This is a genomic window from Mycobacterium kyorinense, assembly GCF_002101735.1.
Taxonomy (GTDB): Bacteria; Actinomycetota; Actinomycetes; order Mycobacteriales; family Mycobacteriaceae; genus Mycobacterium; species Mycobacterium kyorinense.
Map to the genome: position 1 here is coordinate 13,433 of NZ_LQPE01000001.1, position 18,538 is coordinate 31,970.

Here is an 18,538-nt window from a genome sequence, read left to right on the forward strand (position 1 = left end):
CATGGCCGCTGAGCAATTCGATGCGGTGGTGGTCGGGTCGGGCCCCAATGGCCTTGCCGCCGGAGTTGCCTTGGCAGAAGCGGGCCGACGCGTTGTGATCCTGGAAGGGTCGGACACCCCCGGCGGCGGTTCCCGATCCGGGCATGTGACCGGTGACGAGTCCGTGCACGACATCTGCTCGGCAATACACCCACTGGGCATGGCCTCTCCGGCCTTCCGGCGTTGGCCGCTGCACGATTACGGCCTGGAGTGGATCTTCACCCCCATCGAGGCGGCGCACCCTCTCGACGACGGCAGCGCGGTCGCACTGTATCGCGACGTGAGTAAGACCGCTGCCGGAATGGGCGCCGACAAGGACGCCTACCAGAAGTTGTTAACTCCGTTGGTGTCCAAGGGGATCGAGCTGTTCGACACCATCTTCGACCCGTTTCCGCCCAAGCATCCGATGACCGTCGCGAAGTTCGGCCGCGTCGGAATAGCCTCGATCGCAGGCCTTTCGAAGCGCCGCTTTCACGACGAGCGTGCACCGGCACTACTGGCCGGCATGGCCGCGCATTCGTTCATGCCGCTCAGCCTCTTCGGTACGGCTGCCGCAGCTCTGATGTTCGCCACCAGCGCGCACCGAACCGGCTGGCCGATGCCCCGGGGCGGATCGCAGAAGATCGCCGATGCGCTGCTGGGATATTTCGAGCACTTGGGCGGCGAAATCCGGTTGGGCCACTGGGTTCGACGGCTCGCGGATGTGCCTGCCCACCGGGTGCTCATGCTCGACGTCGCGCCGACGCAAGTGGCGTCGATACTCGGCGACAGTGTGCCTGCTTGGTATCGGCGTCTTTACGCGAATTACCGGTACGGCCCGGGGCTTTGCAAAGTGGACTACCTGTTGGACGGCCCCATCCCATGGCGTGCCGACGAGTGCACGCAGGCGGCGACCGTGCATCTCGGCGGAGCCCTGCCGCAGATCGCTGCGGGCGAGTCGGCGGTGAACAAGGGGCGGCATCCGGACAAGCCGTTCGTGCTGCTGGCCAACCAGAGCCGGTTCGATCCGACCCGGGCGCCCGTCGGTCAAGAGACGGTGTGGACGTATTGCCATGTGCCGTACGGATCTACGGTCGACATGTCGGAGGCCATCGGTCGTCAGATCGAACGGTTCGCGCCGGGGTTCGCCGACAGGATCGTCAAGAAGGTGACGACTACCGCCAAGGAGCAGGAAGCTCACAACCCCACCATGTGTGGCGGTGTGATCAACGGCGGCTTGCAGGATCCGCTGCGCTACATGGTGAACGTGGCCGTCGCACTGCGGCCTTACGGGCTACCGCGCCGCGGCACGTACTTGTGCTCGTCGTTCACGCCACCCGGCCCGGGAGTTCACGGCATGCCGGGGTATTTGGCTGCCCGAAGCGCATTACGGACCGACCTGCGGTGAGCGCTTCGAATATGCGCTTGTGTCAACCGTTTTCGGCGATGTCCTCGAGCACGGCAATCATGGTGCGGGTCGGTACGCCGGTGCCGCCCTTGGGGGTGTATCCCCACGGGCTGCCGGTGTTGTAGGCCGGCCCGGCGACGTCGATGTGCGCCCAGGCGACCCCGTCGGCGACGAATTCGCGCAGGAACACCCCGGCCACCAGCATCCCGGCGAAGCGCTGACCGCTGACGTTGGCCAGGTCGGCCACCGTCGACTTCAGGTCGTCCTTGAGTTCGTCGGGCAGCGGCATCGGCCAGCCGTTCTCGCCGACTTGCTGGGAAATCGCGGCGACCCGGTCGCGGAACTCGTCGCTGCCCATCACCCCGGGGGTCCGGCTGCCCAGTGCTACCGTCTGCGCGCCGGTCAGCGTCGACGTCTCGATCAGGTAGTTCGGGTTGTCCTCGCAGGCCCGCACGATGGCGTCGGCCAAAATGAGCCGTCCCTCGGCGTCGGTGTTGAGCACCTCGACGGTCCTGCCGCCGTACTGGGTCAGCACGTCGCCGGGGCGCTGCGCGGTTGCCGACGGCATGTTCTCGGCCATCGGCACGGTGGCGATCACGTCGATCGGCAGCTTGAGCTGAGCCGCCAGCGTCATGGTCGCGATGACCGCCGCGGCACCGCCCATGTCGGAGGTCATGTAGTGCATGTTGGCGGCCGGTTTGATCGAGATGCCGCCAGTGTCGAACGTGATGCCCTTGCCGACCAGCGCCACCGTCTTGGCTTGTTTGGGGTTTTTGGCCAGCCGCGACCCGCGGTGCACCAGCCGCACCAGCCGCGGCGGACGCGACGAGCCCTGGCCCACTCCGATCACCCCGCCATAGCCGCCCTTCTGCAGCGCTTTCTCGTCGAGCACCTCGACCTCCAGGCCGGTGGATTCACCCAAAGCCTTTGCGCGCGTAGCGAATTCAGCCGGAAACAGGTGGCTGGGGGGGGTGTTGACCAGATCGCGGGCGGTGGCCACGGCGGCCGCGACCGCGGCGGCGTGGGCGGCGTCGGACTTGGCGCCGGCCGCCGTCGAGAGCGCGGTGATCTTGCGCAGCCCCGGGTCCTTGGGCGCCGTCTTGTCGCTGCGGAAGGCGGTGAAGCGGTAGCCGCCCAGGATCAGCCCCTCGACGGCGGCGGTGAGGTTCAACTCGCTCAGCGTGGTGACGACGGCCTCGGCGCCGTTGAGCGACCGGGCCGCCGTACCGGCGGCGCGGCGGATCACGTCGGCGGGCCACTCGTCGCGCGGCTTACCCAGGCCGACGGCCAGCACGCTGCCCACCGGAAGCGACGAGACCACCAGGCGGTGCACCTGCTCGCTGCCGCCTTTGGCGCCCAGCGCCTGCAGCCCGGCCTCGATCTCGGCGACGGCGTCGGCGCCCAGGAACGGCCCGGCCGCCGCGACGGTTGCCCCGGGCCGGTCCTCGTCGCCCGTCGACACCACCGGCACGACCAGCACGGACTTGGCGATCCCGCGGCTCGGCAGCGAGGAAGAGACGGTGACGGACGGCGACTGGTAACCGGGTGCGGTGCTCACGGCCAACCACCCTAGTCACCGGGGCCGGCGTGCAGGTCATAGGCCGTCACGGGGGCGTCAAAACCCTTGAGTGTCAACGGCTCCTGCAGGATGGCCGGCCAGTCCGGCAGCGCGTCGTGCACAGCTGCCGCGGCCAGGATCTGCCCGGGCTGCGCGGCCGCGACCAGCCGGGACGCCAGGTTGACCGCGTTGCCGAAGTAGTCGCCGTTCATCGCCAGCACCTCGCCGTAGCCCAGACCGGCCCGGACCTGCAGCCCGACCTGGCGGGCCTGCGGGTGGTCGACGAGGTCGGTGGCCGCCCGGACCAGCCGTTCCGGTGTGGGGCTCACCCACATCACGGCGTCGCCGATGAACTTCACGATCCGCCCGCCGTCGGCGTGCACCACGTCGGAGACAGTGGCCGAAAAGCCGTTGAGCAGTGTCGACAACTCTGCGGGCGTCAGCATCTGGGTCAACGCGGTGAAGCCGGACAGGTCCACGAAACCGACACCGCACACCACACTCGGCGACGGGCCCGGCACGACTCCCTCGATAAAGGTCCGAGCGCTGGTCAGGTGATGGCGGTGGACCGCGTCCATCATCGCGCCGACCCGAGGGATGTACTGCGCAACCGAACGGTAGACCTTTGCCGTGGTCAACTCGTCGCCGGAATGCCCCAGCCACAGGTCGGGTTGGCCGGCACGGATCATCGACGACTCGGCCTCGGCCAGCCGCGCGACAGAGGCGCCGAGTACCCGTAGGAACCCGGATGCGGCGTCGTCGCCGAAGTCGGCCTTCATGGCCGCCCAGGTCGCCAGCGCGTCGACGTCGGCTTGGCTCAACGTGGGAGTGTCGGAGTCTGCGACAGTCAGGCCCAGCATGGCCCAGGCGTGCTCGACGTCCTCGACCGGCAGACCCAGCGCGTCGGCGGCCGTCCTCAGCGTGTGGATCGGCGGACCCGACGACTGCAGGGCGTCACCGCCGAGTCCGAACAGCCTGCCCTGGCGCTCGGCGTTGACCATCTCATCGGCGCTGAAGCCCAGGCCGGCCAGATATTCGATGAGCGGCGCTCGCTCACGCGCGTTGGCGATACCGAGCGCCTCAAGCGCGTCAAAATCCAAGTAGTCGACCACCTGATTAGTGTGGAGCACCGTGCCCGAAAACCTGCAGCACGGACCGCTGGAAGGCCGCCACCGTGAGCTTGGCGCCAGTTTTGCGGAGTTCGGCGGCTGGCTGATGCCGGTGTCGTATGCCGGCACCGTCAGCGAGCACACCGCAACCCGCACCGCCGTAGGCCTGTTCGACGTCAGCCACCTCGGCAAGGCGGTGGTGCGCGGACCGGGCGCCGCCGAGTTCGTCAACTCCGCGCTGACCAACGACCTGCGTCGCATCGGACCCGGCAAGGCGCAATACACGTTGTGCTGCAACGAATCCGGCGGCGTCATCGACGACTTGATCGCCTACTACGTAAGCGACGACGAGATCTTCCTGGTGCCCAACGCCGCCAACACCGCCGCGGTGGTGGCCGCGTTGCGGGCCGCCGCGCCCGCCGAACTGAGCATCACCGACGAGCACCGCTCCTACGCGGTCCTGGCGGTGCAGGGACCGCGGTCGGTCGACGTGCTCGACGAGCTCGGGCTGCCCATCGGCATGGACTACATGGCATATGCTGACGCGTCGTTTTCCGGGGTGCCGGTGCGGGTGTGCCGCAGTGGATACACCGGCGAACACGGCTACGAGCTGCTGCCGCCCTGGGAATCGGCCGGGGTGGTGTTCGACGCGCTGGTGGCGGCGGTGAGCCGGGCGGGCGGGCAGCTGGCGGGGCTGGGTGCCCGCGACACGCTGCGCACCGAGATGGGCTACCCGCTACACGGCCACGAACTGTCTGCCGACATTTCGCCGCTGCAGGCCGGGTGCGGCTGGGCGATCGGCTGGAAGAAGGAGGCGTTCTTCGGCCGGGAGGCGTTGTTGGCCGAGAAGGCAGCGGGCCCGTCACGGCGGTTGCGCGGCCTGCGGGCGGTCGGCCGCGGGGTGTTGCGGGCCGGGCTGACGGTGCTCGACGGCGACCGCCGGGTCGGGGTCACCACGTCGGGAACCTTCTCTCCGACACTGCAAGTCGGCATCGCGCTGGCGCTGATCGACGCCGACGCCGGCATCGAGGACGGCCGGCACGTCACCGTCGACGTCCGCGGGCGCGCCGTCGAGTCCGAGGTGGTGCGACCGCCGTTCGTCGACGCGAAAACTCGATAGCGGGCAGCTATACAATCTCAGGATGACCAGCGGCCTTCTCGAGTTCACGGTTTCTCGCACTGCAAACCCGACGGCCGACGAGGTACGCGAATCGATCCTGCGCGACCCGGGCTTCGGCCGCCACCACACCGACCACATGGTCTCGATCGACTACACCGACGGGCGGGGTTGGCACGACGCGCGGGTCATCGGCTACGGCCCGATCGAGCTGGATCCGTCGGCGATCGTGCTGCACTACGCGCAAGAGGTGTTCGAGGGGCTCAAGGCCTACCGTTGGGCGGACGGGTCGATCGTGTCGTTTCGTCCCGACGCCAACGCCGCCCGAATGCGGTCGTCGGCGCGGCGGATCGCGATACCCGAACTGCCCGACGAGTTGTTCATCGAGTCGCTGCGGCAGCTGATCGCCGTCGACAACGCCTGGGTGCCGCCCGCCGGCGGCGAAGAGTCGTTGTATTTGCGGCCGTTCGTGGTTGCCACCGAGCCGGGGCTGGGGGTTCGCCCCGCCAAGCAGTACCGCTATCTGGTGCTGGCCTCGCCGGCCGGCGCGTACTTCCCGCGCGGCCTGCGGCCGGTCACCGTCTGGGTGTCGACGGAATACGTGCGGGCCAGCCCCGGCGGCACTGGCGCGGCGAAATTCGGCGGCAACTACGCCGCGTCGCTGGTGGCTCAGGCCCAAGCCGCGGAAAACGGTTGCGAGCAGGTGGTGTGGCTCGACGCCGTCGAGCGCCGCTACGTCGAAGAGATGGGCGGCATGAACATCTTCTTCGTGTTCGGCAGCGGCGGCTCGGCGCGGTTGGTCACCCCGGAGCTGTCCGGTGCGCTGCTGCCCGGCATTACCCGGGATTCGTTGCTGCAGTTGGCAACTGACGCAGGCTTCGCGATCGAGGAACGCAAGATCGACGTCGACGAGTGGCAGAAGAAGGCCGCCGCCGGTGAGATCACCGAGGTGTTCGCGTGCGGCACCGCCGCCGTCATCACCCCGATCGCCCGCGTCAAGTACGGCGACGCCGAATTCACCGTCGGCGACGGCGAACCCGGCGAAGTGACGATGGCGCTGCGCGACACGCTGACCGGAATCCAGCGCGGCACCTTCGCCGACACCCACGGCTGGATGACCCGGCTGGGTTAAGCGCCGTTAAGCGCGGCCAGCGACACCGCGGTCAGCGTCGTGGTCAATTCGATCGCGGCGCCCAGCACGTCGCCGCTGATGCCGCCGAACCGGCGCACGCAATGCGCCACCAGTGCCGCCGAGCAGGCCAGCGCCACCAGCACCGCTACCGGCCCGCACCACAGCCGCGGCCCCGCCCACAGCGACGCCACGCCCAGCGCCGCGATCCAGGCCACCGCCACCACCGCCGGCTGGGTGCCGGCGACGAGAAGGCCCAGCGTGCTGCCCTCGGCTGCGGGCACCGACCGGCGGCAGGCCAGCACGGCCGCCACACGTCCGGCGGTGACTGCGACGACAATGCCGACCGCGCTGAGCATCGGAAAGGCGAAGCCCTGCAGCGCGATCACCAGCACCACGGCAGCCACCCCGAACGGCCCGGTCGACCCGTCGCGCATTACCGCTCGGGCGCGCTCGGGCGACCCGTAGCAGCCCAGCCCGTCGGTGGTATCGGCCACCCCGTCGATGTGCAGCCCGCGGGTGGCGGCCAGCAGGGCGGTCACTGCCAGTAACCCGGCCAGCGGGTTGCCTGCGCCGAACGCCATCGACCCGCCCCATGCCACAGCTGCGGCCAGCCCGCCCAGCGCGGCGCCGACCACCGGCAGCGCCGTGATCGCACCGCCGCCCAGCGGGCGTCCGCCGGTCCCGGGGATCACCGTGGCGAATCCGAAAGCCGTTGCGAGAGAGCGCATCACGATGAGGTACGGGTCGAGACACCGGCCGCGGCAAAGGTGGACATCGACGACAGCGCTGCCACCGCCGCCCGCAGCACCGGCAGGGCCAGCGTCGCACCGGTGCCTTCGCCCAGGCGCATCCGCAGATCGAGGATCGGGTCCAGCTCTAATGCCGCCAACGCCATCGCGTGCGCCGGTTCGGGGGAGCGGTGAGCAGCTTGCCACCATTGCCGTGCACCGGGTGCCAGGCGTTCGGCGATCAGCGCCGCGGCCGTCACCGCCAGCCCGTCGAGCAGCAGCGGTGTGCGCCGAACCGCGGCCTGCGCGCAGAACCCGGCGATCGCCGCCAGATCCGCTCCGCCGCAACACCGCAGCAGCCCGGCCGGATCGGATTTCACCGTGCGGGCCCGGAACAGCGCGTCGCGCACCGCCGCCGTCTTGCGCATCCAGCCGGCATCGTCGATGCCGGTGCCGTAGCCGACCGCCGCCACCGGTTCGGTACCAGTCAATGCCGCCACCAAAACCGTTGCCGCCGTGGAATTCCCGATCCCCATATCGCCGGCGATCAACAGGTCGGCCCCGGCGTCGACCTCTTCGTCGGCGATTCGCCGGCCGGCATCGATTGCGGCCGTGGTTTCGGCGTCGGTCAGCGCATCCTCGACCGCGATGTTACCGCTGCCACGCCGGACCCTGTGTGCCCCAATGCGTTCCGACATCGGCTCGGCATCCACCGCGATATCGGCGACCCGCACCGTCGCGCCCGCGACATCGGCCAGCGCGTTGATCGCCGCCCCGCCGGCGTCGATGTTGGCCACCATCTGGGCGGTGACCTCCGGCGGATAAGCGGATACCCCCGATCGGGCGACGCCATGGTCACCGGCGAACACCACCACCCGTGCCCGCTCGAATTGTCGTGGCGGGCAATGCCCCTGACACGAAGCGACCCACACCGACAGATCCTCGAGCCGGCCCAGTGCACCCGTCGGCTTGGTCAACGTGTCCTGGCGAGCGCGGGCCGCCGCCGCACTGGCCGCATCGGGCGGCGACACCGGACCGAATGTCATCCGCTGCCCGAGGGCTTGATCTGCACGGGCTGTCCCGCGATCACCAACACCACCCGTTCGCACAGGTCGGCCAGCCGCTGGTTGACCGTGCCCAATTCGTCGGCGAACCGCCGGCCCGACGCCGTGGTAGGCACCACCATCAGCCCGACCTCCGGACTGACCAGCACCAACGGTGAAGCGAAAGCGGTGACCGCGGCGATCATGTCGTCGACATCGTCCGATATCAATCCGTACTCCCAGCCGCGGCGGTCGAGGACGGCAGCCAACCAGCCGCCGACGTCGTCGACGAGCGTTGGCACGCTCGGCAACTCCCGCAATTGTGCTGCGATGTCGTCGCCTTCGACGGTCGACCAGTGCTCGGGCCTGCGGGCCCGATGCTCGGCGATGCGCTCCAGCCAGCCCGCCTCCGCGTCGGCCACCGATCCGGTGGCCAGGTAACGCACGGGCTCAACGGGTTCCAGCGATTCGGCGATGGCGGCCTCCGCCCACTGGGACTTACCCGACTTGATGCCGCCGAGCACCAGCGTTCGCATGGCAGATCAGGTGACTTTGCTGCCGCGCTTGACCTGTGGCCGCGGCGCCCGCATCCGACGCAGCTGGGACGCCCGACCGGCCGCGTAAAGACCTAGCTTCCAACGGCTTTCGGTGTTGTCCGGGAACTTCTCGTCAACCAGCCTGCTGATCTTGCGGCCCAAGATGATCCCGTCGAGCATCATGAGCACCATCAACGCCATCATCGCGGGCGAGGAGTAGAACTGCAGCTGCGGAACGGCGAACATGACGAACATCAGCCCCAGCGCCGACGGCATGAACAGCCCCAGCACATTCCGGCGCGAATCGACCACATCGCGGACGAACCGGCGTACCGGCCCCTGGTCGCGCGGCAGCAGGTAGGCCTCGTCGCCGGCCATCATGCGTTCGCGGCGTTGCGACATCTGGGCCCGGCGCGCGGCGCTCTGAGCTTTGCGTTCTTCTCGGGACAGCTTGGGGCCGGCCAATGACTTGCGGCGGGCGCGGGCTTCCGCGGCGGTCATCGGCGCCGGGGCGACCGGGCCGCGACGCCGGTCGCTTCGTTTGGGTGTGGGCCGGCCCTTCGGCGCGGTGGTGCGTGACCCGCGAGAAGCGCCGGAGGTGACGACGTCGTCGTCGACCGCCGGTGCGTCGGGCTCCTCCGCGGCGCCGGTCTCGTCTTTCTTGCGGCCGAGCAGCTTCACAGTCGCAAGGTTACTTCGCACCCGTTCTCCGTTGCGATGCGCCTTTGCGGGCCGCGGCTTCGCCGCGCTTGCGATCGCCGCTACATTCTGTGGAATGAGCAGCTCGGGGGCTGATCACCCGGCCCTGCGGATCCTGATCGCCCCCGATTCCTACGGCGACAGCATGACCGCCGTGCAGGCCGCCGCCGCCATTGCCGCGGGCTGGAACAGGTCCCGTCCCAGCGACCAGATCACCATTGCGCCGCAGTCCGACGGCGGCCCAGGGTTCGTCACCGTGCTGGCGGAGCGGCTGGGGGAGCTGCGTCGGCTGCGGGTATCGGGTCCGTTGGACGGCGAGGTGGACGCCGAGTGGGTGTACGACCCCGCCTCGGCCACGGCATACCTCGGGTGCGCGGAAGCCTGCGGTTTGGCCTTGCTCGGCGGGCCGCCGACGCCGCAGACCGCGCTGGCCGCCCACAGCCGCGGTGTCGGGCAGCTCATCGCCGCGGCGCTGGACGCCGGCGCGGCGCGCATCGTGGTCGGTCTGGGCGGCAGCGCCAGCACCGACGGCGGTCGCGGCCTGATCAATGCACTCGGCGGTCTGGACACGGCGCGCCACCGCCTGGCCGGGATCGAGCTCGTCGCCGCCTCCGACGTCGAATACCCGCTGCTGGGGCCGTGGGGCGCCGCCCGCGTCTTCGGGCCGCAAAAGGGCGCCGACGCGCGCACCGTCGCCGAGCTGGAGCAGCGGCTCGCCAAGTGGGCCGTCGAGCTGGACACGGCGGCCGGGCGCAAGGTGAGCGCCGAGCAGGGCGCCGGCGCGGCCGGCGGGATCGGCGCGGCCCTGCTCGCGTTGGGCGCCCGCTGCGAATCGGGCGCGGCGATCATCGCCGAGCACACCGGCCTGGCCGACGACATTGCCGCCGCCGATCTCATCGTCACCGGTGAGGGGCAGTTGGACGAGCAGTCCCTGCACGGCAAGGTGGTCGGGTCGCTGGCGACCGCCGCGCGCTCACGGCAGGTTCCGGTGCTGGTGCTGGCCGGCCAGGTCTGCCTCGACGGTTCGGCGCAGCGGGCGGCGGGCATTGTGGCCTATGCAATCGCCGACTACGCCGGTTCGGTGCGGCTGGCCTTGGTCGATGCCGTCAACCAGCTCATGGGGCTGGCCACTGCGGCGGCAGCGCAACTCGGGAATAGCGACATAACAAGGTACCGTTGAGGCAGTGGGCTTAGCGCCCAATCGATTGCACTGAGCAGATTAGGCACATAGGGAGAAGCAATGACTGTTCAGGACGAGTCAGCCGCCAAGACCCACGGCGTGATTCTGACCGACGCCGCGGCAGCCAAGGCGAAGTCACTGCTGGACCAAGAGGGCCGCGACGACCTGGCGCTGCGTATCGCCGTCCAGCCGGGTGGCTGCGCCGGATTGCGCTACAACCTGTTCTTCGACGACCGCTCGCTCGACGGTGACCTGACGGCGGAGTTCGGTGGCGTGACGCTGACGGTCGACCGGATGAGCGCGCCCTACGTGCAAGGCGCCTCGATCGACTTCGTCGACACCATCGAGAAGCAGGGCTTCACGATCGACAACCCGAACGCCACCGGCTCCTGCGCCTGCGGCGACTCGTTCAACTAGTAGGTTCCGGCCGTCCGCAGGACGTAGGAGCACACCAGCACCTGGTTGTGCTGGAACAGCAGCTGGGCGATGCCCTGCACGTTGTCGCGCGGCCGACCCCCGGTCGCGGGGGTGACCCGCATGGTGAACAACACCTGCGCCTGGTAGTTCGACCAGTAGACGATCTTGTCGATCGACGTCACTTGCGCGTTGGAGAACTGCTTGCGAAAAGCGTCGCTGGACAGTTTGGCCAGCGCCTGGTCGGATCGCCGGTCCCGCACGGCGTCATAGATGCCGCACAGCGTGTTGCGGGCGATCGCTTCGGTATCGCGGTGTTGCAGCGCGTTCAGATAGCCCTGGATCGCCGTTTTAGCCGTCGTCTCGGAAAACACCCCGGCCGAGGTCGATCCGCTTTGCCGCGCGCCGTAGACGATCGCCGTGGTCATCGCGGCGATCACCAGCAGGGCCACCAGCGCACCGATGACCAGTCGCTTGCGCTTCCGCTTGGGGTAGGGCACCGGCGGCGGCAACATCCCCGGGTAGGCGGCCGACGGCGGCGCGGCTTCGGTTGTTTGTCCCGGGTCCGTCTCCGGCGGGTAGGCCTGCGGGTTGGGGATGGGCTGGCTCGGGTGCGGGTCGGTGAACGGCGGTCCGTCGGCGCCGACCCCATGGTTCGCCGAGTACGGACCGGGCATTCGGGCCTTCTCCTAAGCTGGTTGACTCCGGCTGCTCTAGGCAGGCTAGCGCAAGGGCGACCGCCGCCGCGCGTAAGCTTAGCTAGACGAGCTTACGAATGAAGGGTGGATTTTTCGTGACGATCGCGGTGACCGGTTCGATTGCAACTGACCATCTGATGCGGTTCCCGGGCCGGTTTTCCGAACAACTGCTCGCCGACCACCTGCAAAAAGTTTCGTTGAGCTTCCTCGTCGACGACCTGGTGATCCATCGCGGTGGGGTCGCCGGAAACATGGCCTACGCCATCGGCGTGCTCGGCGGCGACGTGGCGCTGGTCGGCGCGGCCGGCGACGACTTCGGGGACTACCGCGATTGGCTGCAAGCCCATGGGGTGAACTGCGACAACGTGCTGATCTCGGACACGGCGCACACCGCGCGGTTCGTCTGCACTACCGACCTGGAGATGGCCCAGATCGCGTCGTTTTACCCGGGCGCCATGTCGCAGGCCCGCGACATTTCGCTGGCCGACGTGGTGTCGGCGATCGGCACGCCGGAACTGGTGATCGTCGGCGCCAACGACCCGGAGGCGATGTTCGGCCACACCGAGGAGTGCCGCAAACTCGGTCTGGCCTTCGCCGCCGACCCTTCGCAGCAGCTGGCGCGGTTGAGCGGCGAGGAGATCCGCCGGCTGATCGACGGTGCCACCTACCTGTTCACCAACGACTACGAGTGGGACCTGCTGCTGTCCAAGACCGGCTGGACCGAAGCCGACGTGATGGCGCAGGTGGGGCTGCGGGTCACCACGCTGGGCGCCAAGGGCGTCGACATCGTCGACCGCGACGGCACCACCATCCACGTCGGTGTGGTGCCCGAGACCAGCCAGGTCGACCCCACCGGCGTGGGTGACGCCTTCCGGGCGGGCTTTTTGACCGGCCGCAGCGCGGGCCTGGGCCTGGAGAGGTCCGCGCAGCTCGGGTCCTTGGTGGCGGTGCTGGTGCTCGAGTCGACCGGTACGCAGGAATGGGACTGGGACCGCGACGCCGCGGTGACCCGGCTGGCCGGTGCCTACGGCGATGACGCCGCCAAGGAGATCGCGGCCGCGCTGGCCTAGTGAGCCGCTACAACTGCACCGGGTAGTGCGGTTCGGCGATCTGCGGCACCACGGAGTGCTCGACGAAGATCGCGTGCCACAGCATGAAGATCAGCACCGTCCACAGGCGACGGCTGTGATCCATTGCGCCGCAACGGTGTTCGTCGAGCATCCGGCGCACTTCGGCGATGTCCACCAGATGGTCGGTCTGCGAGGAATCCGTCATCGCGTACGCCCACTCCAGCAGCTCGCCGGCGCGTAGCCAGTGCCGAATCGGAACCGGGAAGCCCAATTTCGGCCGGTTGAGCACATGCGCCGGGACAATGGGCTCCAGCGCGCGGCGCAGTGCGTACTTGGTCGTCCGGCGAGTGATCTTGGCCTGCGACGGAAGACGGGATGCCACCGCGAACACCTCGGGGTCCAAGAACGGCACCCGCAGCTCCAACGAGTTGGCCATCGTCATCTTGTCGGCCTTGACCAGGATGTCGCCGCGCAGCCAGGTGAACAGGTCGATGTGCTGCATGCGGGCCACCGGATCCCAGCCCGCCGACTGCGCATACACCGGCGCCGTCACGTCCGTGTGGGTCCACTCCGGGCGGAAACCGGGCAGCACGTCGCGCAGTTGGTCGTCGGAGAAGCTGCGGGCATTGCCGTAGTAGCGCTCCTCGAGCGTCAGCGATCCGCGATGCAGCAGGCTCTTGCCGCGCATCCCGGTCGGCAGCGGTTTTGACATCTTGCCCACCCCGCGCCGCAGCCGTGGCGGCAGATAGTCGAAAGGCTTGAGCGACAACGGTTCCCGGTAGATGGTGTAGCCGCCGAACAGCTCGTCCGCGCCCTCGCCGGACAGCACGACCTTCACGTGTTTCCGGGCCTCGCGCGCCACGAAGAACAGCGGTACCAGCGCCGGGTCGGCCACGGGTTCGTCGAGATACCAGACGATTTCAGGCAGCGCGGCGACGAACTCGTCGGGGCTGACCACCTTGGCGACGTGCCGGGCGCCTATCGCCTCGGCCGAGGCGACGGCCACGTCGATTTCGGAGAATCCTTCGCGCTCGAAGCCCGTGGTGAACGTGATCAGCTTGGGATTGTGGCGGATGGCCAGCGCCGCGATCGCGGTGGAGTCGATGCCGCCGGACAGGAACGCGCCGACGGTGACGTCGGCGCGCATGTGCTTGGCCACCGAGTCTTCGAGCACCGCGGTGATCTCGTCGTAGCGGGCCTGCTCGGTGCCCCGGGTGATCGGCGCGACGGCGAACCGGGGCACGAAGTAGCGCGTCGTCTCGGGTTCCGCTCCCGGCCGCACCCGTAGGTAGCAACCGGATTCCAGCCGTCGCACCCCGCGGTGCAGGGTTTCGGGCTCCGGCACATACTGCAGTACCGTGTAGTGCTGCACCGCCCGCTCGTCGATGCTGGTGTCGAAGCCGATCACCTCGGCCAACTCCAGCAGGCACTTTTTCTCGCTGGCCACCGCGGTGCCGGCGGTCCCGGTTGCCACGAAGAGCGGCTTGATGCCGAACGGGTCACGCGCGCAAAACAATTCGCCGGCAGCAGAGTCCCACAGCGCGAACGCGAACATGCCCCGCAGCCGGGTCAGCGCGTCGGTGCCCCAGTGGTGGTAGGCGGCGATGATGGCCTCGCCGTCGCCGTCGGTGGCGAAGACCGCGCCGTAGTCTGCGGCGAGTTCGGCGCGCAACTCCAGGTAGTTGTAGATCTCGCCGTTGAACACCAGCACGTAGCGGTTCGGGGCGTCCGGCGGTCCCCAGCGCAGCGGCTGGTGCGAGTGCGCGATGTCGATGATCGAGAGCCGGTTGAACCCGAACACCACGGTGTCGTCGGCCCAGGTGCCCGGCTCGTCGGGGCCCCGGTGGCGCATCAGGTGCGACGCGTCGGCCACGGCGCTGGCCGCGTCGCGGGCAGCCGCGCCCACGAAAGCCAGCAGTCCGCACATCGGGCCCCAGTATGCCGCACCCCGCCGATCGCCGAGACCCGGCAAACGGCGAGAGGGGGAGGCTCGCGCGGCTGCGCTGGGTCGCGTGGTCTACGCTGCGTAGTATTCGACTGCTGCAGGGAGCGGCCGGCCTCGTCGGCCCAGCTCGGGATACAGGAGGCGCCAAGGTGACACCTCGCGGGGCAGGCCGTTCTGCAGGCTCCCGTCGGTTCCGTCTGCCGTTGCTGGCCGGCTCTCTGGGTCTGCTGGCGGTCACCCTCAGCGGCTGCAGCTGGCAGCAGGTGCTGGGGCTGGGCTGGCCGAACGGCATCACCCACGAGGCCGAGAGCAACCGCGAGCTGTGGCTCGGCGCGGTGATCGCCTCGCTGGTGGTCGGGGTCATCGTGTGGGGGCTGATCTTCTGGGCCGCGGCGTTTCACCGCAAGAAGGCCACCGACACCGAACTGCCCCGGCAGTTCGGCTACAACATGCCGCTGGAGCTGGTGCTCACCGTGACACCGTTCCTGATCATCTCGGTGCTGTTCTACTTCACCGTCGTCGTGCAGGAGCGGATGCTGCACCTGGCCTCCGACCCCGAGGTCGTCGTCGACGTCACCTCCTTCCAGTGGAACTGGAAGTTCGGCTACCAGAAGGTCGATTTCAAGGACGGAACGCTCAAATACGACGGCGCCGACCCGGCGCGCAAGGCGGCGATGGTCTCCAAGCCCGAAGGCAAGGACAAGCACGGCGAGGAACTCGTCGGCCCGGTGCGCGGACTCAACACGTCAGACCGCACCTACCTGAACTTCGACAAGGTCGAAACCGTGGGCACCAGCACCGAAATCCCGGTCCTGGTGCTGCCGGCAGGCAAGCGGATCGAGTTCCAGCTGGCCTCCGCCGACGTGGTGCACGCCTTCTGGGTGCCCGAGTTCCTGTTCAAGCGTGACGTGATGCCCGACCCCGAGGCCAACCACTCGGTGAACCGCTACCAGGTCGAGGAGATCACCAAGACCGGTGCATTTGTCGGTCGGTGCGCCGAGATGTGCGGCACCTATCACTCGATGATGAACTTCGAGGTTCGGGTGGTGCAGCCCAACGACTTCAAGGCCTACCTGCAGCAGCGGATCGCGGGCAAGACGAACGCTCAAGCGCTGCAGGCGATCAACCAGCCGCCGCTCGCCCAAACCACCCACCCGTTCGAAACCCGCCGCGGTGAGCGGTCACCCCAAGCGAGCAAGTAGGAAAGCCAGGAACCAGCGATGCATATCGAAGCCAGGCTGTTCGAGTTCGTGGCCGCATTCTTTGTCGTGACCGCGGTGCTCTACGGCGTGCTGACTCAGCTGTTCGCGACCGGCGGGGTGGAATGGGCCGGCACCACCGCGCTGGTTCTGACCGGCGGCATGGCGCTGATCGTCGCCACGTTCTTCCGGTTCGTGGCCCGCCGGCTCGACACCCGCCCGGAAGACTACGAGGGCGCCGAGATCAGCGACGGCGCAGGGGAGTTGGGTTTCTTCAGCCCGCACAGCTGGTGGCCGGTGCTGGTGGCGTTGGCAGGCTCGGTGGCCGCCGTCGGCATCGCGCTGTGGTTGCCCTGGCTGATCGTCGCGGGCGTCGTGTTCATCCTGAGCTCGGCCGCCGGGCTGGTCTTCGAGTACTACCTCGGTCCCGAGAAGCACTGAGCGGCGCCCACCACTTACTCGCAAGGTCACAATCGGGGCATCAGTTGATCCGTGACCAGGTCGCCGAGAATGCCGTGCCTGTGCCGGTTGGGTAGGGTTTGCGAGGCACAATGAGGATTATCGGAGCGCGCACTCGACCACGCAGCCGCCGCGCTGCGTGCGTCGGTGATGTAGTCGGACAGGACAGGCAAACATGAGCGGGCCGAATCCCCCAGGACCGGAATCGGACGAACTGGAACCCGGCGTCGAGCCCACCGAAGACCACGAATTCGACGAAGAGCCCTACGACGGGGACCACGCCGACGACAGCGTCCAGACCAGCGAGACCGAAATCTATTCGCGGGCTTACTCGGCCCCGGAGTCCGAGCACTTCACCAGCGGTCCGTACGTGCCGGTCGATCTCGACCTCTACGACTACGACAGCTACGACGAGCCGGCCGAAGAGGAAGCCACCCCGCCGCGGTGGCCGTGGGTGGTGGGAGTCGCCGCGATCGTGGCGGCGATCGCTCTGGTGGTGTCGGTGTCGTTGTTGTTCGCCCGCACCGACACCAACAAACTGGCCACCCCCGAAACCGCTCCCACGTCCACGCCGCCGATGCAGGACGAGATCATCGTCACCACGCCGCCGCCGGCGCCGCCTCCGCCGCCGCCGACCAGCGAGGCGCCACCGCCACCCCCGCCGCCGACCAGCGAGCCACCGCCGCCTCCTCCGCCGCAGACGGTGACGGTGACACCCGAGCCGGCGCCACCGCCGGCGACCACGTCCGCCGCCGCGCCGCCGCCGCCGACCACGACGACGCCGGCCGGTCCGCGGCAGGTCACCTACTCGGTGACCGGCACCAAAGCGCCCGGCGACATCATCTCGGTGACCTACGTCGACGCTTCCGGCCGGCGACGCACCCAGCACAACGTCTACATCCCGTGGTCGATCACGGTCACGCCGATCTCGCAGTCGGAAGTGGGGTCGGTGGAGGCGTCCAGCCTGTTTCGGGTCAGCAGGCTGAACTGCTCGATCACCACCAGCGACGGGCAGGTGTTGTCGTCGAACGAAAACAACGCGCCGCAGACGAGCTGCTGATGGCCGACAGATATTCCACCGGCCCGCGTGGCTGGTCCACGGTGTCGCCGACCACCGGCGACCGCATCCTGATCGGTGTGTGCGCCGCGATCTGGCTGGTGCTGGTGGGCGTGAGCGTGGCCGCCGTCGTCGCACTGGCCGACCTGGGCCGCGGCTTTCACGAGGGCACCGGCAGCCCACACTCGTCGGCGGTGCTCTACGTCATCATCGTTGTTTCGACGCTGGTCATCCTGGCGGCGATCCCGGTGCTGCTGCGAGCCCGCCGCACCACCCGGCCCGACGCCGGCGCGCGGTCAGTGGTGGTGCCCGCTCGCGCTGCGGGAGGCCAGCCGCTGCGACCCGGGCATCCGCCGTCGCGCAGCGCCATCCAGCAGGCCCCCACCGAGCGGCTGACCACGCTGCGACCCCGGTTGTCGGACGCCGCCGTCGATCGCATCTGGCTGCGCGGCGGTCTTTCGCTGATGGCCGCGATGGGGGTGGCACTGATCGCGGTCGCGACGGCGACCTACCTGATGGCCGTCGGGCATCAGGGAGCCGCCTGGAGCGCGTACGTCATCGCCGGGATTGTCACGGTCGCGATGCCGGTGATCCCGTGGCAACACGTACGGCGGCTGCGCCGCACGCTCGCCCAGCACTAGCCGCGTAAAAGCCTCACGGCCACAGCAATATTCGTGACCACCCGGCTGTGTCGCATTCGTAGCGGGCCGGGCTAGGAGACTGCTGATTTAGTGGCGCGGGTTTCGGCGTGGCTGAGTGGGTTTGGTGCGGGTTGCCGCGAGGATCGGTGCGTGGCGTTGGGATGTGAGGTTCGGCAGGGCCGATTCGATGATGTGATGCTGCTGGTGGGTGATCAGCTGCCGGTGGGCAGTATCTATCGGCTGTTGGCTGAGCACGGTGGCGCGTTGTTTGGTGATGAGTATTTCGCCGATCTGTTCAAGGCCTCGACGCGGGGTCGCCCGACGGTGCCGGCGCGGGTGGTGGCCACGGTGATGCTGCTGCAGGCCTATGAGGGGCTCTCTGATCGAGAGGCCTGTGACCGGTTGGCATTTGATCTGCGCTGGAAGGCTGCCGCCGGGTTGACGGTGGGGGCGGCGGCGTTTCATCCGACGGTGTTGGTCGGGATGCGTAACCGGCTGCGGGCTTCGGATCGGCCGCGGCGGTTGGA

General features: G+C 68.8%; 19 protein-coding genes. 11 read left to right on the forward strand and 8 right to left on the reverse strand.

Features of this window, described 5'->3' with window-relative positions; all coding sequences use genetic code 11:
- The first annotated feature begins 1 nt into the window (after position 1).
- Positions 2-1,426 carry a phytoene desaturase family protein gene (locus tag AWC14_RS00085; RefSeq protein ID WP_045378087.1) on the forward strand — a complete coding sequence of 475 codons (1,425 nt, stop codon included), beginning with the start codon at positions 2-4 and terminating at the stop codon, positions 1,424-1,426.
- 22 nt (positions 1,427-1,448) lie between these two features.
- Here the strand turns inward: AWC14_RS00085 and AWC14_RS00090 are convergent, their stop codons facing one another.
- Both AWC14_RS00090 and AWC14_RS00095 read right to left on the reverse strand, forming a co-directional pair.
- Complete coding sequence (locus tag AWC14_RS00090) at positions 1,449-2,984, reverse strand: leucyl aminopeptidase (protein ID WP_045378085.1); 1,536 nt, start codon at positions 2,982-2,984, stop codon at positions 1,449-1,451.
- An 11-nt stretch (positions 2,985-2,995) separates the two neighbouring features.
- Positions 2,996-4,096: an adenylate/guanylate cyclase domain-containing protein gene (locus AWC14_RS00095; protein WP_045378082.1), complete on the reverse strand. Its 1,101-nt coding sequence runs from the start codon at positions 4,094-4,096 to the stop codon at positions 2,996-2,998.
- Positions 4,097-4,103: 7 nt separating this feature from the next.
- On the opposite strand from AWC14_RS00095, the gene gcvT reads away from it, so the two are divergent.
- Positions 4,104-5,213 (forward strand): glycine cleavage system aminomethyltransferase GcvT, encoded by a 1,110-nt coding sequence (gene gcvT / locus AWC14_RS00100; protein WP_045378079.1) that lies wholly within the window; start codon positions 4,104-4,106, stop codon positions 5,211-5,213.
- Between the two features lie 22 nt (positions 5,214-5,235).
- Positions 5,236-6,342, forward strand: a complete 1,107-nt coding sequence (locus AWC14_RS00105) for a branched-chain amino acid aminotransferase (protein ID WP_045378076.1) — start codon at positions 5,236-5,238, stop codon at positions 6,340-6,342.
- Here AWC14_RS00105 and AWC14_RS00110 read toward each other — a convergent pair.
- The 4 genes from AWC14_RS00110 to AWC14_RS00125 are packed head-to-tail and all read right to left on the reverse strand — an operon-like array spanning position 6,339 to position 9,330.
- The gene (locus AWC14_RS00110) at positions 6,339-7,073 is read right to left on the reverse strand and encodes an adenosylcobinamide-GDP ribazoletransferase (RefSeq protein WP_045378073.1); all 735 of its coding nucleotides are present in this window, start codon (positions 7,071-7,073) and stop codon (positions 6,339-6,341) included. The two genes, AWC14_RS00105 and AWC14_RS00110, sit on opposite strands and share 4 nt — an antisense overlap.
- A complete protein-coding gene (cobT, locus tag AWC14_RS00115) occupies positions 7,070-8,116 on the reverse strand; it encodes a nicotinate-nucleotide--dimethylbenzimidazole phosphoribosyltransferase (protein ID WP_045378070.1) in 1,047 nt (348 codons plus the stop codon). Before cobT ends, AWC14_RS00110 begins: the two co-directional genes overlap by 4 nt.
- Positions 8,113-8,649 (reverse strand): bifunctional adenosylcobinamide kinase/adenosylcobinamide-phosphate guanylyltransferase, encoded by a 537-nt coding sequence (locus AWC14_RS00120; RefSeq protein WP_045378067.1) that lies wholly within the window; start codon positions 8,647-8,649, stop codon positions 8,113-8,115. Before AWC14_RS00120 ends, cobT begins: the two co-directional genes overlap by 4 nt.
- A 6-nt stretch (positions 8,650-8,655) precedes the next feature.
- On the reverse strand, positions 8,656-9,330 hold the full coding sequence (locus AWC14_RS00125) for a DUF3043 domain-containing protein (RefSeq protein WP_045378064.1): 675 nt from the start codon (positions 9,328-9,330) through the stop codon (positions 8,656-8,658).
- A gap of 124 nt (positions 9,331-9,454) precedes the next feature.
- On the opposite strand from AWC14_RS00125, the gene AWC14_RS00130 reads away from it, so the two are divergent.
- The gene (locus AWC14_RS00130; RefSeq protein WP_045378393.1) at positions 9,455-10,528 is read left to right on the forward strand and encodes a glycerate kinase family protein; all 1,074 of its coding nucleotides are present in this window, start codon (positions 9,455-9,457) and stop codon (positions 10,526-10,528) included.
- Positions 10,529-10,588: 60 nt separating this feature from the next.
- Positions 10,589-10,945, forward strand: coding sequence for an iron-sulfur cluster assembly accessory protein (locus AWC14_RS00135; protein WP_045378061.1), 357 nt, complete (start codon positions 10,589-10,591; stop codon positions 10,943-10,945).
- Here the strand turns inward: AWC14_RS00135 and AWC14_RS00140 are convergent.
- Positions 10,942-11,619 carry an Rv0361 family membrane protein gene (locus AWC14_RS00140; protein WP_045378058.1) on the reverse strand — a complete coding sequence of 226 codons (678 nt, stop codon included), beginning with the start codon at positions 11,617-11,619 and terminating at the stop codon, positions 10,942-10,944. The two genes, AWC14_RS00135 and AWC14_RS00140, sit on opposite strands and share 4 nt — an antisense overlap.
- Before the next feature lie 116 nt (positions 11,620-11,735).
- Between AWC14_RS00140 and AWC14_RS00145 the strand changes: the two genes are divergently transcribed.
- Positions 11,736-12,710, forward strand: coding sequence for a carbohydrate kinase family protein (locus tag AWC14_RS00145; RefSeq protein WP_045378390.1), 975 nt, complete (start codon positions 11,736-11,738; stop codon positions 12,708-12,710).
- Between the two features lie 7 nt (positions 12,711-12,717).
- On the opposite strand, the gene asnB is transcribed toward AWC14_RS00145, so the two are convergent.
- Positions 12,718-14,637, reverse strand: a complete 1,920-nt coding sequence (asnB, locus tag AWC14_RS00150; protein WP_045378055.1) for an asparagine synthase (glutamine-hydrolyzing) — start codon at positions 14,635-14,637, stop codon at positions 12,718-12,720.
- A 167-nt stretch (positions 14,638-14,804) separates the two neighbouring features.
- Here asnB and ctaC point away from each other — a divergent pair, with 167 nt between their 5' ends.
- The 5 genes from ctaC to AWC14_RS00175 all read left to right on the forward strand — a co-directional run.
- Entirely contained in the window at positions 14,805-15,857 is a 1,053-nt protein-coding gene (ctaC, locus tag AWC14_RS00155) for an aa3-type cytochrome oxidase subunit II (protein ID WP_045378052.1), read from the forward strand.
- 18 nt (positions 15,858-15,875) lie between these two features.
- Positions 15,876-16,295, forward strand: a complete 420-nt coding sequence (locus tag AWC14_RS00160) for a cytochrome c oxidase subunit 4 (RefSeq protein WP_045378049.1) — start codon at positions 15,876-15,878, stop codon at positions 16,293-16,295.
- Between the two features lie 193 nt (positions 16,296-16,488).
- On the forward strand, positions 16,489-17,373 hold the full coding sequence (locus AWC14_RS00165) for an MmpS family transport accessory protein (protein WP_045378046.1): 885 nt from the start codon (positions 16,489-16,491) through the stop codon (positions 17,371-17,373).
- The gene (locus AWC14_RS00170) at positions 17,373-18,011 is read left to right on the forward strand and encodes a DUF2561 family protein (protein WP_045378043.1); all 639 of its coding nucleotides are present in this window, start codon (positions 17,373-17,375) and stop codon (positions 18,009-18,011) included. The genes AWC14_RS00165 and AWC14_RS00170 overlap by 1 nt, the downstream gene beginning before the upstream one ends.
- A gap of 150 nt (positions 18,012-18,161) precedes the next feature.
- Positions 18,162-18,538, forward strand: a 377-nt coding sequence (locus AWC14_RS00175; protein WP_142281479.1) for a transposase, incomplete at its 3' end; no start/stop codon positions are given.

Coding starts and splice junctions, on each gene's coding strand:
- AWC14_RS00085 (WP_045378087.1), top strand. CDS start 2: ATGGCCGCTGAGCAATTCGATGCGGTGGTGGTCGGGTCGGGCCCCAAT.
- AWC14_RS00165 (WP_045378046.1), top strand. CDS start 16,489: ATGAGCGGGCCGAATCCCCCAGGACCGGAATCGGACGAACTGGAACCC.
- cobT (WP_045378070.1), bottom strand. CDS start 8,116: ATGACATTCGGTCCGGTGTCGCCGCCCGATGCGGCCAGTGCGGCGGCG.
- AWC14_RS00105 (WP_045378076.1), top strand. CDS start 5,236: ATGACCAGCGGCCTTCTCGAGTTCACGGTTTCTCGCACTGCAAACCCG.
- AWC14_RS00170 (WP_045378043.1), top strand. CDS start 17,373: ATGGCCGACAGATATTCCACCGGCCCGCGTGGCTGGTCCACGGTGTCG.
- AWC14_RS00160 (WP_045378049.1), top strand. CDS start 15,876: ATGCATATCGAAGCCAGGCTGTTCGAGTTCGTGGCCGCATTCTTTGTC.
- asnB (WP_045378055.1), bottom strand. CDS start 14,637: ATGTGCGGACTGCTGGCTTTCGTGGGCGCGGCTGCCCGCGACGCGGCC.
- AWC14_RS00140 (WP_045378058.1), bottom strand. CDS start 11,619: ATGCCCGGTCCGTACTCGGCGAACCATGGGGTCGGCGCCGACGGACCG.
- AWC14_RS00135 (WP_045378061.1), top strand. CDS start 10,589: ATGACTGTTCAGGACGAGTCAGCCGCCAAGACCCACGGCGTGATTCTG.
- AWC14_RS00120 (WP_045378067.1), bottom strand. CDS start 8,649: ATGCGAACGCTGGTGCTCGGCGGCATCAAGTCGGGTAAGTCCCAGTGG.